Here is a 16,288-nt window from a genome sequence, read left to right on the forward strand (position 1 = left end):
AACCCTGTCGCCCGATTAAACCCTGTCGCGGAGGGCCCGGTCCCTGCTGTACCCAGCGACTACGACGAGAATCAGGATCCCGTAGATAATCGTCTGATCTGAACTGGAAAACCCCACCCCAATGAGAATGGTCGACAGTACCGTTAGAAGCAACGCGCCGATGAAGGTATGCCAATAGTCTCCCCGGGCGCCAAAGGCAGTGCCTCCGACTATTACTGCTGTCAGGCTCTGGAACAGGTAGGGGTCACCCATTGTGAGATCCGCGCTTCCGCTGAAGCCTGCAAGGAGGGCCCCTACGACGGCGGCGGAAAGGGCGCTGAGGGAGAATGCTGACACCCAGATTCTGCGGGTGGGGACGAGGGCTAATTCTGCAGCCCGGATACTCGATCCTGTCGCGTAGAGAGATTTCCCAAACTTTGTGTGCCGCAGAATTAACCCGATGCCTACTGCAAGTAGGCACCAGAGAACCACAGCAGGGGGTATTTTGAGACCAAAGGTTGTGCCGACGGGGGATACAAAATTTGAAAGAAAGGCGGGTGCGGAGCCTGGCTGCTTTCCACCGATCCAAATAAGTGTCGCCCCGGTCACTACTGTTCCAACTCCCAGAGTGACAATAAGCGGTTGGACGCGATACTTGTGGGAAATATAGCCACTGATTCCGCCGACCACAAGCGACACGAGAACTATGAATGCCGCAATGGCAGGGAAGGGCCAGCCATAGGTGCCGTATAGTTCGGAAGTTAGCATTGCGCTCAGCACAATGAACGCTGGCACTGAAAGGTCAAGGCCCCCCAAAAGAACGACAAGAGTTTGTCCCAGTGCTGCGAGTCCAAGAAAACTAGCGATTATCAACATGGAGTAGACGCTGTTCAAGCGGGTAAACCCGGGTATGAGCGAAGCACCCAGGATTATCAGCGTCGTGAGCATAACGAGTTGCAGCATCGGCACGCGGCCTTTGCCCCGGGTAAGAATGTCACGGATCCTTCCGGACTTCGCCCGTGGGGTGTCCGTTGATACGGCGTTGGTGGGGGAGCTCATGCCACTTTTCCTTTGGTCTTGTTGGCCGTTGAGGTCCGGACTGTCACGATGATGGCTCCAATGAGCATTGCTCCGTATGTTAAGTTCAGCCAGGGCGTTGGCACTCGCATGGCGGAGAGCAGTATCTGAAACAGGAAAATGGCCGCTGCCGCCGCGAGGGAACCTCCCATGCCACCCCGGCCGCCGGTCATGGAAGTCCCGCCCAGCACGACGGCGGTGATTGCGATCAGCGTGTACTGCATGCCCACGGTACTGTCGCCCGAGCGTAGGATTCCCGTCAGCGCTATACCTCCGATTCCCGCGAAGAGCCCGCCTGTCGCGTATGCAACGACCCGCACGGCCGTGACATTTACGCCAGCGGTGAAGGCTGCGGTGTCGCTTCCTCCCACCGAGTAGAGGTTTGTCATCCAGGCCGTCTTGCCCAAGAGCGACCAAAGCGCAAGTGGAGCAAGAATGAGGACCGCCGCGACGGGGACAGGGCCCCAGGAGCTGCTGACTGCGTCTGTCCAGTTGTCACCGGCCTGCATGGGAGAAGGGGCGAGACGAATATTGATACCGATGAGGATCAACATGGCACAAAGGGTGGCGATGATGGGCTGATACCTGAGCACTGCGACCAGGACACCGTTAAGCGCCCCTATGCCAAGGCCGAGAACCAGCGCGGCAGTAACTCCCATAACTGGTCCGTCCAGCAATTGGCTTGGCAGCAGTAGAGTAACGATGACTATGTTGACCAGCGACATGACTGGGCCCACGGATATGTCTATGCCGCCGCCGCCCCCGAGTATGGCAGGTGTTGACGCCATGGCAGCCAAGGCAAAGGGTGCGAATGCAGCAATGGTCTGTGGCATGTACTGGGGCGAGAAGGCCGCGGGATTGACGATGAGATTCGCTGCAAGCAGAGCTATTGTCAGTATCGCGGCAATGGCGTAGGGGCGTTGCCATAACCTCAATATTTTATTGGTCCTTGTCACTGGGAATCCTCATGTCCGAAGAAACTCGAAACCAGTTTCTCTCTGGTGGTCATCGTCCGATCAAGCTCTACGAAGACGTTATTTTCTCTGAAAACCAAAGTGCGATCTGCAATCTCCAGGATTTCATCCACTTCTGTGGAAAGAACTATGAATGACACTCCTTGCTGAGTCATTCGCCTCATGAGAGCGTAAATGTCTCGTTTCGCGCCGAGGTCAACTCCTCTGGTTGGGTCGTTGAGAAGAACTACGTCCGGCTCCGAAGCCAGCCATCGGGCAAGGACAACTTTTTGCTGGTTGCCTCCGCTGAGTGTTGTTATGGGGTCTCGGTCGCTGCTCATTTTGATCTTCAGCGTCTCTTTGAAGGCCTTCAATCGTGTTAAGGACCGAGACGGCTTTACTACACCAAACTGCACGTCCTGCGACATAGTTGCTATAGAGAAGTTGTCTCCAATGGATTGATTGGGAAAGATGCCCTCCGTCCGGCGGTCGCGAGGAACGTAAACAATGGAAGCCCTCACGGCATCTGCGGGCGAAGTGATCTTTTGGGCCTGATTCTTGGTGTAGGCGACGACGGCGCCGGCCACAGGTTCCAAGGCCCAGAGGGCCCTGAGGAAGTGGTCCTGGCCGTGGCCCTCGAGCCCCGCCAGGGCGACGACTTCGCCCTTCCTCAAATGGAAATTGATGCCTTTTGACTCTGCCGACAGTTTGAGGTCCTGCGTCTCCAGCTGGACTTTTCCATCCAGTCCTGGCGTTCGTACGTCAACCGATTCTTCGGCCTGGGCAAATGTTTTTCCGGTCATTGAACTGACAAGGACTTCAGGGGTTGCTTCACCGCGGGTGAAGTGGCCGACTGTTCTGCCCGACCTCAGCACTGTGACCCGGTCGGCAATCGCCATTACTTCGTCCATACGATGAGAAATGAAGATGATGCTGGTGCCTTCGCCGGTTAGCTCGCTGCAGGTCTTGAAAAGACGATCCCGAGTGGCGATATCAAGTGCCGATGTCGACTCGTCGAGAATGAGTATCTTCGGCTTCTTGACGAGTGCGCGGGCAATGCAACACGCCTGCTGATCGGACAAAGACAGGGATTCGGTGTGCTGGTCAAGGTCCAACTGTCGGCCCAAGAGTACCTTGAGCACCTTGTCTGCAATGTGACGCTTCTCAGCCTTTCGAAGCCTGTTTCTGAACACTCCGTCGTAACCAACCCATATGTTGTCCAATACGGTCTGGTTTTCAATGATGGGTACTTCCTGAAACACTGCGACGATACCTGCGCTTATCCCGTCCACCGGGTTGGAGAAGGGGCGCAGCCGTCGGCCGTCCATAGAGAGTGTTCCCTCGTCGAGATTTTGAACTCCGGTCAAAATCTTCACGAGCGTGCTTTTCCCCGAGCCGTTTTCGCCCATGACGGCGAGGATTTCGCCGGAAAATAGTTCCATGTCGCAAGCCGTGAGGGCGCGGGTATGGCCGTACGACTTGGCTACCTTCTCAACGCGCAGTACCGGGGTCACCGACGTCGCTGGCGTGTTTTCCTCGCTCACCGGCTGCAAACCCATGCTGCTGTCCCTGTCAGGCCCCGCGAGCATCATTGCGTTCACTTCGCAAAAAACTGGTCAATATAACCCGCTGGCGGAAAGGTGCCGGCCGGCGGTTCGGCGGACTTGCCAGAGGACACTTCCGCGCCGCTGACGGCCCAGTCATCCAGGTTTTTGTCCGTGACAAGAGCCGGCTCAAGCAGGACGGTGTTGACCTTTACGCCGTCTCCATTCAAGACCCGGAGAGCAATATCAGCGATTACACCACCCATGGCCTGGGGGCCCTGCCCGGTTGCAGCCCCCCGATAACCTTCGGGTGCGTTTTTCTGCCAGTAGGCGAGGCTTCCTTCGCTCGCCGCGGCATCGGCCATGGGCGGCATCGGCCGGCCTGCCTGTTCGAAGGCGCTGATGACTCCGTTGCCCATGATGGCTGCGTGGACCACGCCGCCAACGTCAGTCTGATGGGTGCTTAGCCACTTCAGCACTTCCGTCTTTGCGGTTGTGGGGTTGTAGGCGCCCACCACGGAGTCGTCGAGGGTGATTTCGGGGCACAGTCCGATGACTTGCTTGATTCCTTCGAAGGTCTCCGTTTCGATTGAGACGCCTTTGACCCCTCGCACTCCCAGCATGGTTCCCTTGCCTCCCATCAGTTTTGCTACTTCCGCCGCTGGCCGGGCTCCGAGAAGGAACGAGTTGGGGGAGATGTTGATGACCTTGTCGGAGGGAACAACTGACTGCATGGTGAGCGAAGGAATTCCTGCTGCGGCTGCCTGCTCACTCAGTGGCACGAAAGGATCAGGTGCCAGCGGCTGATAGAGGATGAGGTCCGGAGCGGCCTGGATGGCCGCCTGGAACTGCTGCAACTGCGTCGGAAGGTTGTTCTCGGCAAATGACACAGTGACTTTCCCAATGAGTGGGTCTTTCCCCAGGGCCTCCTTTACAGTCTTCAGAAGGGTCGCCTGGTACGGCACGGCTTCGGTCGAGTAGACGATGGCAACGTCATATGGCGGAGGCGTGGCCGGCTTCCAGTTGCTCCAGAAACTGGGCTTGAGGGCTCCCGAGAATCCGGTGTAGGCCGCCTTGGCGGCAGCGTCCATCTTTGATATGAGCCCTTCGGGATCATTCAGCGGCGTTGTCGGGATGCTTCCGCATTGCCCGTCGCCGGCCGTTTCAATCGCTGACGGCGCTTGCCCTACGGGATCTGCGGCCGCGCAGCCCGACAAAATAGCCCCGAGGGTGAGTATTCCTACCAGCGCAGGAGTACCAGCCCTGCGCTTCATGATCGTGGTATTCATCAAATCTCCTTTGATTCGCAAAATAATTTTGGGTGGGTCTGACGTCTTCGGTTGGTTCTCTGATATCGGGTCGCTCCTGAGACGGCTGAATAGAAGCTGTGAGGGCGACCTTGCGTTCCGTGGCTCTGGTCGGACAGGGTGATGCGTCGACCTACCCATGCTGGTGATGACCAGATCTGCGAGGGTGCCGGTTCACTCGGGTTACTACCCGGGAATGAGGCGGGTTATTCGCCGTGTTTCCGTTCGAAAGACACGTCAAAGGTCTGCGGGTCGACGGGTTGTCGTCGTGGAACAGAATTTTGGAGTTCTGGGGTGATATCCCGCTGCCTGTTGGCGAGGATCACGGTCAAATGTTTCTGTATGTTTTCCTGGAGGGCGGCGGTCTCCGCCCTCCAGGAGGTGATGGAAGGCCGATCAGCGCTTGATGACGGGGAGGTAGAGGTGGCTGTCGAACTCTCCGCCTGTGTGGATTGTGTGGTTGCCGGAGTTGTGCAGGGGCGCGAAGACGATTTCGAACCTTCCGCTGTAGCGTTGTACGGGCGTTCCCTTGACAATAACGCGGAGGCTCTCTCCGGGTTCGAAAAGGACGCTGTTAGGCCAGATCTCGATGTCCACCGGCACCGGTTTGCCGTGGACAAGCCAGTCCCGCCGGGCGTGCGAGTGCCAGGGTCGCTCCGGCGTGGACCGCTCCTCATCCAGTGCGCGGTGGGAGGCCCGCAGCCAACCGAAGCCCATCGGCCCGTCGTCGTACATTTGGGAGAACGTGAAGGGTACCCGTTTCCCGTGCTGATCGAGTTTTTCAACTCCAACGAATAGGTCGGCGTCGTTGCTGAGGTCAGTTGAAATCCACAGCCTGAGCTTGGCGTTGCCGGTCATCTCAACACGCTCGTCGAAACGGATATCGAATGTAGCGGCTCCGCTGTCGTCAGTTGACGCATACGATACGGCGGCGGCTATTTCCGGTCGTTGGGTGTTCAATGTCCCTGCGTCCGCATCCAGCCACAAGGTCTCGTACGTGACGTCGGGCAGGGGCCAATCGGTTTCGTCCCGGAAGGTCCACTGGTCCTCGCGGGTGCGCACGCCAATGCGGACCCGCGGCCACTCGCTGACGCCGTTGTCGACGTTTTTGAGGTAGCGGTCGAAGAACTCCCTTTGGCGTTGGACGGACTCGGGCTGGTAAAAGCCCTCCCATTCCTTATCTCCGCGTATCTCGAGGAACTTGTCCGGAGAACTAATGCCTTTCCAAGCCTCGACTGTTCCCCGAAGATGAAGGTTGTTGGGGAATTCGGTCACGGCGTAAGTGGGTACGTCCACGGCTTGCCAGTCCGCGACCCTGCACTGCCAGTACTCATCGAAGGTTGGGTGGTCGCGCATCCCTGCTTCCATGTCCTCGACGCGTTGCTGGCCGGTGCCGGTGAGCTGCATCCAGCCGTGGATGAAAGGGAAAGAAGGGATGCCAGCGTGCAGGAAGGCCTCACGGTAACAGTCGCTGGCAGCATCCCAGGGCAAAATAGCAGCTAGGTGGGGCGGCTTTGTTGCCGCGACAGACCAGGCTGTCATGGCGAAGTACGACACTCCACCCCAGCCCACCTTGCCCGTTGACCAGTCGCACTGGGCGAGCCACTCGACAATGTCATGACCCGCCCAAGCTTCTTCAGGCGTGAAGTAGGTAGCGTCCCCCTCGGAGTACCAGTTGCCCACGCCATCGACGATGGCGATGGCATAGCCCCATTCCGTCCAGGGAACGGGGTCAAACTGTTCCCAGGGCACAAAATCCGAAAGCGTCTCGAACGGGATGCCGGACCCGGCCCAGAGCGTTTCGATGTCGAGGTGGGGGTGCTTACCGAAAGGTGCGTAGCCCACGATCACCGGAACCTGGGTTGCGTTGCGCGGCCGGAAGACATCGGCGTAAACGGTTCCTCTTCGGGTTGGAATGGCCACATCACGTTCGATAAGCATGTTGCCGTGCTCCTCCCGCCGGTAGCCGAAACCCGGATGAGGCTCGGCGCCGGGCAGAGGCTGGGAGGGCTCCCGGCCCGGGCGGTAGCTGCGCCCGAGACGTGCGTCTGTTTGGGCTTGTTCCTCCGCCGAGCAAACCGGGCCTGTGCGTGCGGTAGTTGCTTCTGTCATGCCAGTACTCCGTCCTGGGCAGAGATCTCTGTATTCCACTGCCCCCAATTGCGCTCCGTGGCGAGCGTTCCCGCCTCGACACTGCCGGGCGTCTCCACCGCAGGGCGCGGGAGAGCATCCGGGTCGGTGTAATCCCACACCACTCGCTCTACCACCGTCATGGAGAAACTGCGCCCCGCATCAATAATGCTGCTTTCGAGTTCCCTGCACTTCTGGTCCGATTCCCGGCGCTCCCTGAAACGGCGTGCCGCCTCCCGGTCGGGAAACCAAAGCTCTTCGATTCCGGAGTAGGTCTGCACACCACCCGCTTCAAACAGGGTGCCTTTGAACATCGCTGCGTCTAGGGGCAGCTGAGTGTTTTGCACGTAACGGCGGAGGTCTTCGCCCTCGCCGGCAAGTTCAGCTATACGCGCCGAGTACTCACCGCGGCCCACGCGCTCGAACGTGTCACGATCGATGCCCTCTGCCGGAGCGACGAAATTGACGACTTTCACCCCATGGCCCGGCTTCATTCCGGGACCAAATGATTGATCGGAAACTACGGAGGTAAGTTCGATAACGAACTCCTTGTCACCGAACGAGTGCGGCTGCATCCGGCGAGGGTAGTCCTCTCCTCCGAAAATCGCCTCCAAAGCATGAACATCCGGCATCACATGGTTCGCAATGGAATACCAGCCCTTTTCATGCCGCCCATAAGGGAAACAGCTATCCGGTACATCGTCGACGGCACGGTGTTGGGAGTATTTCGTGAAACCCGCCATCACGCTCGGGGTGGTCAGCATGAGGGCGACATGAATTACGCCCCACTCAAAGTCGAACATGTCGCGGTCCGCACCCGGCTTTGGGCGGGAAGCAAGCCAAAAGTTGATCATCATTGATCCTTACCTAGGTGGTCCCAGAGCCCTTCAGGAATTCTGGTCTACCTAAAGCATGTGACACCAGTTACATTTCGTCCATGTCGAAATCGGCCGCGATCATTAACTACGTGTTAATAGTTCCTGTTTGACTACCCGGAGCATGCCGATGTTGCCCTGGAGCAGGAGCTTAGACGTCTGCTGGCTAGGGTGCAGCTGGACGCGGTAAGCCCGCATCGAGGGCATCAGGTTCGGTACTGTCTTGGGCAAATTCCGCGCTCACCAGCCTGGCAAAGCGATCCCCCAGCGAGGAGGCGGGGCGCTGCCAGGTGCATACGTTGAATGTCACCGCAGGAATGTCATTCACCGTTGCCCAGAACACCCCAGGGTGTTGAATAGCCTGAGCCACAGGTTCCGGGACGAGGCAGACACCCAATCCGGTGACCACCATCGCCAATGCCTCGTCCAGATTGTGCACACGAGGTCCGCGCTTAGGTCGGCTGCCGTCGGGACGAGGATCCGCCAAGGCCCAACTGGTGTACCGCTCATCTGCGGAGGCCGGAACGAGGAACGGCATACTGCTCAGCTGAGTTATGGAAATTTGATCGTGGCTTGACCGGATAAGATCGCGAGAAGTGTTTGCGCTGAAGAGGACTGCGCGGGGAGCCGTTGAGAGGGTCCTTGTGGTTACCCCGTCAAACCAGTTGGGGCCCCAGCTGAAGGCAACGTCGATGCTGCCGTCACGCAACGCACCAAGGATGGTGTCCCGGTCGATATGGCGGAACTCCAAGCGGGCGCCATCCAAACGCTCGGGCACCTCCGTGAAGATGCCGGCCAGCCTGTCCGGTGCTCCCACGTGCACAAAGCCTACGCTGAGTACTTTTTCCAGGCGCTTGTTGGACCAGTACTGAATTCGGTCGACTGCGTCAATAGCCTCTTTGGCCAGGGGCAACAGTTCAGTTCCCTGCACGCTGAGTTCAACGCGCCGGGAAGACCTGACGAAAAGCGGGGCCCCGAGCAGGGACTCCAATCGATGGACCTGCTGACTCAACGCAGGAGTCGTCATGTGAAGTGACTGCGCCGCACGCGTGAAATGCAGGTGCTCCGCCACTGCGACAAAAGCACGCAGGGCGATGGTGCTTGGTTCAGCCACGGCCACTCCTGAAACGTTAAACTTTTCTTAAGAATAGGAACATTTGAGCTGGCCCGCCAGACCTATAGGCCTGCAGGCCGGCTGCTTTTTCATTTTCGTCTCCGGCCTTTCGTAATGAGCGGCCAATCCGGGCTCGACCGGATCCAGTTTCCGGTGCTGATGGCCCCTGTCGGAAGGGCCCGGAAAGTGTGGGTTTGGGGGCTGGAACCTCCATTCCAAAGCAAGGCGTGGGGAGCATGCCACACTTGGTGGACGGGTAGAGCCACAGTGGAAATTCGGAGCGTGCAGCCATATTCGACCGTACAAGCGTTGGCTTGGGTGTCCGTGCCCGACCTGTTGTCTTTGCGCGTTGGACGCGCCGGCCGGCGAAAAACATCTGCACCGGATGACTCCGGACCAAGGAGCGATGCGTGCCTGGATTCTCTCCCTGCCCTCGCCGGTCAGGGTCGTTACGAGGCAGGCCCGCTGCCCTTGGACGGGTGAGGTCTCGGGGTAAGAATTCCCTCAGCGGGCCGGGAAGCCGCGCGGGTTCTGGACCGTTCCCGCAAGGACCTCCGCGGAGATCTCGTGCGTTGCCGGCACCGGACCTCTAAACTCTTGCTGCGCCAAGCTATCGTCTATTTCGGCGGGCGGGCCTGGGTCGCGGCAGAGGGTGGCGTTCCTGGCAGGACCAAGGCAATGCCTAACCCGAACTTCATAGCAGTGACGTTCGCCGGCGACAGGCAGCTCGTCCAGTGAGGCACGCCCCATCCGGGTGGTCAGCCAGAGTGCAGGTAAGGCAGGCTGTAGGACGGCGTCACACTATTCCTGGTGGCGGCGGGGCAGTTGCCGTGGCGATTTCCGTCGGCCAGGACGCCCTTCATACTGCCCCGCCCGGCAGACGCGGAACCCGTCTTGGCGACTTTTTCACCCCATACAGGGCAGAGCGCTCCAGCACAGTACGCGGCGCATCCATCACTCCTAAAAGGCGGCGGTGAGATGCCGGGAGCGAAGTCCTTCCAGGAAACCCGAGGTGAGCTCCTTGGTTCTAGCGCCGGTGGCTGTCCCGTACAGATGGAAGTCCGGCCTGATCAGTACGACGTCGACGGGGGACTCGGGTGTGCTGAGGGTGTCCAGCCATTGGTGGTAGGTTCCATCGATGTCATTGATGATCTCCACGCCGTCAGAGACAACACTGTCTGCTTCGAAGCTGGCCAGGCGGATCCCGATGAGCCCGAGGCGCCTCTGGTCTTCCAAGGAGATGCCCGTGAGCATGGAGCTGCGCTTCGTGAGAAGTACGCCTGGGCCGCCCAGTAGGTCATCCAATAGCATGCTCGTCTTGCCGGACCCGGTCACGCGCCCCTGAATGGCGAGTTCTCCACCGTGCGGGCCGGTGTGCAGGCCAAGACCTAGCCCGGGGCGGGGTGGGGCAGGTGCTTTCCGGGTGGTTTCCCATTCAGCGATCATGCGCCCGTCGCGCGCCGCTGCTTCCCCCGGCTCGGTAAGGCAAATGACCTGACCAAGACTTATTGAGAACTTCACGAAGGCGGTGGCGTGCTGGGAACGCTCCGGGCCGTATGTGTCCAGCAAAGAGTCGTCAGCGAGGCCGTCGACGACTGCAGCCAGCTTCCACGCCAGATTCATGGCATCGCGGACGCCAGCTCCCAGCCCCTGACCGGCGAATGGGGGCATGAGGTGGGCTGCGTCGCCGGCAAGGAGAATTCGCCCTCGGCGCCACTCGGTTGCCCAGCATGCCTGGAAGGTGTACACCGAGTGCCGTTCGAGCTTCGCGTTCTCCGCCGTGACGCCGTGAGGGGCCAGTAGTTCCCAGGCCTTCTCCGTGCGGTTGAGTTCTTCCCGGGTTTCCCCCGGGAGGCGCATGAACTCCCAGCGGCGCCGCCCGGGCCCTCCGGGTACCATCGTCGCCGGGCGGGAGGTATCGCACAACTGAGAGGCGACGTGGGGAAAATTGAGGCCAGGTCCGGGCTTGACGTCAACTACGAGCCAGTCGTAGAAGAAACCCTCGTCATGCCATTCAATCCCGGTATGCTGGCGCACCGCACTGTTGGCTCCGTCGGCACCTATAAGCCAGCCGGACACGGCGGTAACGTGTTCCCCGTCGCTGGTCCGGGTCAGTTTGACGCGGACGCTGTCCTTGTCTTGGGATATGTCCCCGGCTTCCCAACCACGGAGGACGGTGACCGTGGGCAGTTCCTTGACCAGCGCGTCCAGACGGTCCTCCAGCGCAGGCTGGTTGAAGAAGTAGGTGTTGTACCAACCGGATTCTCCGCGCCCGCTCCAATCAACCTCGACAAGAGTTTGCCCTTGACCGTTCCGCCAGATGTACATGTCGTCATAGGGCTGGGTTACCTCAGGGATGCTGTCGGGGGCGAGCCCGACGGATTGCAGGATCCGCGCAAAATCCGAGCAATGCGTCACGGCGCGAGGAAGCGGATATCCGGTTTCCTTGCGGTCGACGACCAGCACCCGGTGCCCCCGGCGTCCAAGCTGGAGCGCGAGCAGTTTCCCCACTGGCCCGAAACCGACGATGGTTACGTCTGCACTCTGCAGGTCTGAGCCGCCGATGGTGTTCATTGACATACCTTTCGATCCCGCGCCTCCACTTCGAGGCATCACTGCATCCAACGTAAGGAATTCAAAGTGATTCGACTCACAGAGTGTCCCAATTCGCGGGACGGTAATTGCCTGAGGCGGCACCCTTGCTGATTTCAGGGCCGCCGTGTGGTTCAGCTCACACTCTGGTCCTCCATTAATGCCATGGAACGCCGACGAAGGAGATGCGTCCAGGCGGGGCCCCGTTCGCCTCAGCGGCCGCTCCCAACCCCCTCCAGCACGCCTACGACCAGCTCAGGTTCTTCGCGTTCTTCGCGCGGATCCTACCGCCGCTCTGCGTCGCAGAAAACGGGGCATGGGTGTCCTGTGGCCCTCGTAAAAAGTCCAGAGGAAACACCATAAGTTGGCGGGCCGGACTCAACCGAGTCCGACCCGCTTCTTGCGCTCCAAATGCTCCCTGGCGCCTGGTAGGTCAATGACCGGATTCAGTTCCTTCAGGGCCTCCAGGGCTGCGGGGCCTTTGGCCGCGAAGCGGCTTGTCGGCATAACGACAGCTATGGCCTGCAGTGCACCGGTTGGGCCGGTCATTGCTGTGGCGAGCGCACAGATGCCCAGATCATGCTCTTCAATGTCCACGGCCACGCCGACACGTTGAACGAGCTGCACTTCGCTCTGAAGCTCCAGCCTGTTAGTGACGGTGGTGTCCGTGAATTGTTCGAGTTCCTGGGGGAGGAGGTCCTCGGCCCGGGCCGGTGGAAGGGCCGCCAGAAGGGCCTTGCCGACGCAGCTGGCGTGAAGTGAGAAGCTCCTGCCGACCTTGGTGACACCCTTGAGGCGCTCAGGGGAGGCTACCTGGTCGACGATGACAACTTCGCGGCCACTGAAGATGGCCAACTCGGCGTTCTCGTTTGTTGCCCTCGCCAAGGCGACAAGCTGTCCGCGGTTGGCGCTTAGCAGGTGAAGATGGCCGGCCATGCCGAATTTCAGCACGCCCGGGCCCAGAGCGTATCCGGGGCGGCCTGGTGTTCGGACAACGTAAAGCTCTTCCTCCAGGTGCTGGATGGTCCGGTGCACGGATGATCGGGGAAGGCCTGTGCGGGCAGCGAGTTCTGACAGGCTAAGACGCCCCCGGCTTTCGGCGAGGGTGTCCAGGACCAGGCTGACACGGGAAAGGGTCGTCACGGCTTCATCACCGGAACATCATTGCCTCTTAGGATCCGGCTGTCCAAATGCGGCTTACGGTCAAGTGCCGAACAGACCAATCCCCGCTGTTCACCAGGAGCTCGTACTGTCCAAGGGTGTGCACAAATGGTGTACCGCCCGTAAGTAGCCATCGCAGGTAATGGGCAGAGGCACGCCACTGTCCCTCCTCAGGTCCGGGGTTGACGATCAGGTTGCTCACGTCGTGCCGGTGCCCCTCGGGACTGCTCCACAACCGTGTGAACAGTTCACGCGCTCCTTCCGCATTCGTGGAAGTGGCAGTGGGAAACTGGACGTGGCTGTTTCCCAACATGACCACCGCACCGTCTACGTCCTTGCGGTCTGCGATGGCGACGTACGTGTGCAGGAGATTTGCGATTTGGTGTCTGGCTTCGGCGCCTTGAATGCTCATCGGGCTACCTCCGAATGTGCTGCCTGCCATTGACGGACCCAGGACCGGCCATAGTCGTTGCCGTGTGGGGTCCGCAGAACAGTGTGGACATGGAATTGCTTGGGCGTGCGGTAGTCGAGAAACACTCCGCAGTGATGGTCAAGTTCGGCAATGACAACTGGGGACTGGATCCGGTAGTAGAAGACATCGCCGGGCTTGTGCCCGCCGATCCAGGAGAACCAGGTTTCGTTCAGGTGTCCTTTGACCTCGCGCATCCGTGCCGCACGGGGGCCTTCAGGTAAGGGGAGGACGAATTTTTCGACGATTGAAAGGACGATTTGTTGTGCTTCGGCGGGCATGTCCGCCACCCGGATCCCTTCAAAGGGGATGACCCGGTTGTCCTGGAACGCGCCGGCCAGGTGCCTTTCGTCACCGGGATGAACCCGTCCCTCCGGCATGGCCGGGTCGACTATCTGCTGGTAGACCGTCGCGGCGGCCAGTTGGTCGGCCGGCAGCGCTGCCATGAGGTTGGTGCCAAGCTGGATCCGGTCTTCGAAAGCGGCAGTGCCGGCGTGGGGTCCTTCGTCGATCTCGTTTGGCTCTGCTCCGAAGAAGACCGGGCTGAGGGACATGCGTCCATCAATGACAAGGCAATTCACAGCGCAGTGGTGCCCGTATAGCTGCCAGCCCCATGGTGCGCTGTGGTGGGGGGTCCCGTACAAGGCGAAATTGTAGCTGAACTCATTCAGGACACTTTGGAGTCCCACGACTTCTCCCAGGAAACCGTTGATCAGCATCATGCCGTGTGCGAGCTCATAGCCTTCCGGGCTTAGGGATGCCTTTACAAGCGTCAAAGCTATTTCACGGACGTCCTGGGGCTGGAACTCGAGCCTGAGGCCCGTATCGAACTGCATGAATTCGGGGTTGGCCCAGGTTTGCCACTCCACGGCATCCACCGGGTAGGTGAGCTTGTCCCGGTCCTCAGCCGAAACCGCAGCCAGCAGGGCCTCCGCTGCCTCGACCATGGCGATAACGGGAGCCTCCTCACCGGGCAGTGCCGGTACAAACGGGTAGAGGCCCTCCCGCAAAGTGCCGTCCTCGGTGACTCCACGGAATTCATTCAAATAAAGAGGTGTCCAGCCCTCAACCAGTCCACCGGTGAAGGTTCCGGCCTTGCGGGCCTCCTGGCGGTAGGCGTAGGCATCAAGGCCCTTCACGTCTTCAATGCGGGGATGTCCTTTCGGGAAAAGGAACTGGCGGAATTCTGCTGTGCTCAAGGGCGCACTCCTTCGTGCTCGTATAACCGGGTCAGTGGTTGTGGTCGGCGACCGCTTGCCGGACAGCCGCGAGTTCGCCGCTGGCGATCGCTTCCACAAGTTCGGCATGAACCCTCAGGCGGTCAGCTCTGTAGGCAGCTGCTGCGGCTTCGTCCTCATCGAAGCGTGATGAAGCCGACGACGATAAATGCCCGAGCGTGCCGATGTATACTGCCCGGGCCATTGCGTTCGGGCAGATAGCGGCGATTCTTTCGTGCAGCGCCCAGTTCGCCCGCATGAACTCGTCCCAGTCCGTCGAGGATTCCATATTGCCCACGAGAAGGCGCAGCTCGGCGAGGTCCGCGTCGGTACGGCATCGGGCAGCCCCGACGTCGATGAGCTCTTCGAGGTGGTCCCGCAGTTCAATGGCATCCATCACGGCAGATGGCTGGTCCCCGACCGTCAGGAGCGTGCGGCGCAATCGGACAACGGGGCTCGTTTCGGCCACGAATAGACCCCCGGTACGGCCCGGGCGGATCTCCAGCACTCCGCGCTCCCGCAGAAGCCGGACCGCTTCGCTGACCGTCGCCCGGGCATAGCCGGTTTCTTCACGCAACGACGGCAGGGTCCCCACAAGGGCCCCTGGCTCAAGACCCTGGGCGCGGACCCTCTCCTCCAATGCGGCAGCAAGATGTTCAGCCCGTGAACGCGGTGCGGCCAGATTCAATCCTGAAGCTGCGGCGTTCTGAGGTGTCCCGGAATCCTGAACGGCGGGCTGTACGGCGCTGGAGTTCTGTGTCATGCTCCTATTGAAGCACAAAAGGTGCGAATGTTTTAGCTCTTTCCGCCAATGGCTGTCGGAGCACGAAGGGAATACTTATGAAAATCGTCGGTATCCGCCGCAATGCTGGTCCGGTGGAAGTCGCTGCGCTTTCCCGGGACGGGCAGTCCGTCTCCGTCTTGGCCGGGCTTGAGCAGTTCTGGGCCGCACCTGCCCATCACCTCGCATCAGAAGCATCGGGGGAGGCCCTACCGGCAAGTTCAGTGGAGTTCGTCCCGCCGGTTCTGCCAGGAGCCCGGGTGATCTGTATAGGCCTGAACTACCTCAAGCACGTCGCTGAGGGCTCCTTTAAGGACCAGGAACTTCCCGAACACCCGACCTTGTTCGCACGGTGGACGCAGTCCCTCACCGTGGACGGTGCCGCAGTTCCGGTTCCGTCCGGGGAGGATGGTCTGGACTGGGAAGGCGAGATCGTTGCCTGGGTCGGTGGGACGCTCGTGGACGCTTCCCCGGAAGAAGCGTTGAACGCTGTTATCGGCTATTCGGTCTTCAACGATCTCACGGGCCGCCGGGCCCAGAAACTCACTTCACAGTGGATCCTGGGGAAAAACGCTGACCTTTCCGGTCCGGTTGGACCCATGGTCCAAGCCGGCGAGGTCGGTGACCTGCGCGACGGTCTGCGGGTCCAAACCCGTGTCAACGGCGAGACGGTGCAGGACGCGAATACTACTGAGATGGTCTACACCGTAGGTGAAACTCTGGCGCACATTTCCAAGACCTTCACCCTTCGCCCCGGGGACCTGCTCGCCACCGGAACGCCCTCCGGTGTTGGCTACGCACGCACCCCCCAATGGCTCCTCCAGCCCGGGGACACCGTCGAAGTCGAGGTCGAGAAAATGGGCACGTTGCGCAACTCCATAGTTGGCAACGAAGCCCGCCACGCCGCCACCCGCGAGGTCCAGGGAGTACTGCAGTGAGGGTCCGGCTCATCCTGCCGTCTGTCACAGTCCCTGCGTCAGGCCGGGCCTCTAGCCTGCGCATCGGCAAAGGTGCCGCGGAATGAACAGAACTGACAACCCACTAAACCCTCTGTCCGGCCACACGGTTATCGATCTGAGCCGGGCCCTG

The 16,288-nt window shown here is 60.2% G+C and carries 13 protein-coding genes; 1 reads left to right on the top strand and 12 read right to left on the bottom strand.

Annotated elements, in window-relative coordinates; all coding sequences use genetic code 11:
• Positions 1-15 precede the first annotated feature (15 nt).
• The 12 genes from BLW08_RS12360 to BLW08_RS12420 form a co-directional block, all read right to left on the bottom strand.
• Positions 16-1,038, bottom strand: coding sequence for an ABC transporter permease (locus BLW08_RS12360; RefSeq protein ID WP_091325371.1), 1,023 nt, complete (start codon positions 1,036-1,038; stop codon positions 16-18).
• Positions 1,035-2,012 carry an ABC transporter permease gene (locus BLW08_RS12365; RefSeq protein ID WP_091325372.1) on the bottom strand — a complete coding sequence of 326 codons (978 nt, stop codon included), beginning with the start codon at positions 2,010-2,012 and terminating at the stop codon, positions 1,035-1,037. The genes BLW08_RS12360 and BLW08_RS12365 overlap by 4 nt, the downstream gene beginning before the upstream one ends.
• A complete protein-coding gene (locus BLW08_RS12370) occupies positions 2,009-3,601 on the bottom strand; it encodes a sugar ABC transporter ATP-binding protein (protein ID WP_091325374.1) in 1,593 nt (530 codons plus the stop codon). The genes BLW08_RS12365 and BLW08_RS12370 overlap by 4 nt, the downstream gene beginning before the upstream one ends.
• Positions 3,602-3,606: 5 nt before the next feature.
• Positions 3,607-4,842, bottom strand: a complete 1,236-nt coding sequence (locus BLW08_RS12375; protein ID WP_175538681.1) for a substrate-binding domain-containing protein — start codon at positions 4,840-4,842, stop codon at positions 3,607-3,609.
• A 414-nt stretch (positions 4,843-5,256) separates the two neighbouring features.
• Positions 5,257-6,972, bottom strand: a complete 1,716-nt coding sequence (locus tag BLW08_RS12380) for a CocE/NonD family hydrolase (RefSeq protein ID WP_091325377.1) — start codon at positions 6,970-6,972, stop codon at positions 5,257-5,259.
• The gene (locus BLW08_RS12385; protein WP_091325379.1) at positions 6,969-7,847 is read right to left on the bottom strand and encodes an EthD domain-containing protein; all 879 of its coding nucleotides are present in this window, start codon (positions 7,845-7,847) and stop codon (positions 6,969-6,971) included. The genes BLW08_RS12380 and BLW08_RS12385 overlap by 4 nt, the downstream gene beginning before the upstream one ends.
• Before the next feature lie 184 nt (positions 7,848-8,031).
• Positions 8,032-8,979, bottom strand: coding sequence for a LysR family transcriptional regulator (locus tag BLW08_RS12390; protein WP_175538682.1), 948 nt, complete (start codon positions 8,977-8,979; stop codon positions 8,032-8,034).
• A 960-nt stretch (positions 8,980-9,939) separates the two neighbouring features.
• Positions 9,940-11,553 (bottom strand): bifunctional 3-(3-hydroxy-phenyl)propionate/3-hydroxycinnamic acid hydroxylase MhpA, encoded by a 1,614-nt coding sequence (locus tag BLW08_RS12400; protein WP_091325382.1) that lies wholly within the window; start codon positions 11,551-11,553, stop codon positions 9,940-9,942.
• A gap of 396 nt (positions 11,554-11,949) precedes the next feature.
• Positions 11,950-12,714: an IclR family transcriptional regulator gene (locus BLW08_RS12405; protein ID WP_091325383.1), complete on the bottom strand. Its 765-nt coding sequence runs from the start codon at positions 12,712-12,714 to the stop codon at positions 11,950-11,952.
• A 28-nt stretch (positions 12,715-12,742) separates the two neighbouring features.
• Positions 12,743-13,144, bottom strand: a complete 402-nt coding sequence (locus BLW08_RS12410) for a nuclear transport factor 2 family protein (RefSeq protein ID WP_091325385.1) — start codon at positions 13,142-13,144, stop codon at positions 12,743-12,745.
• Positions 13,141-14,400: a DUF3500 domain-containing protein gene (locus tag BLW08_RS12415; protein ID WP_217639234.1), complete on the bottom strand. Its 1,260-nt coding sequence runs from the start codon at positions 14,398-14,400 to the stop codon at positions 13,141-13,143. Before BLW08_RS12415 ends, BLW08_RS12410 begins: the two co-directional genes overlap by 4 nt.
• A 31-nt stretch (positions 14,401-14,431) precedes the next feature.
• Entirely contained in the window at positions 14,432-15,181 is a 750-nt protein-coding gene (locus BLW08_RS12420) for a FadR/GntR family transcriptional regulator (RefSeq protein WP_091325389.1), read from the bottom strand.
• 77 nt (positions 15,182-15,258) lie between these two features.
• Here BLW08_RS12420 and BLW08_RS12425 point away from each other — a divergent pair, with 77 nt between their 5' ends.
• Positions 15,259-16,137, top strand: coding sequence for a fumarylacetoacetate hydrolase family protein (locus tag BLW08_RS12425; protein ID WP_091325390.1), 879 nt, complete (start codon positions 15,259-15,261; stop codon positions 16,135-16,137).
• Positions 16,138-16,288 lie beyond the last annotated feature (151 nt).

This window comes from Arthrobacter sp. cf158, assembly GCF_900106835.1.
GTDB lineage: Bacteria > Actinomycetota > Actinomycetes > Actinomycetales > Micrococcaceae > Arthrobacter.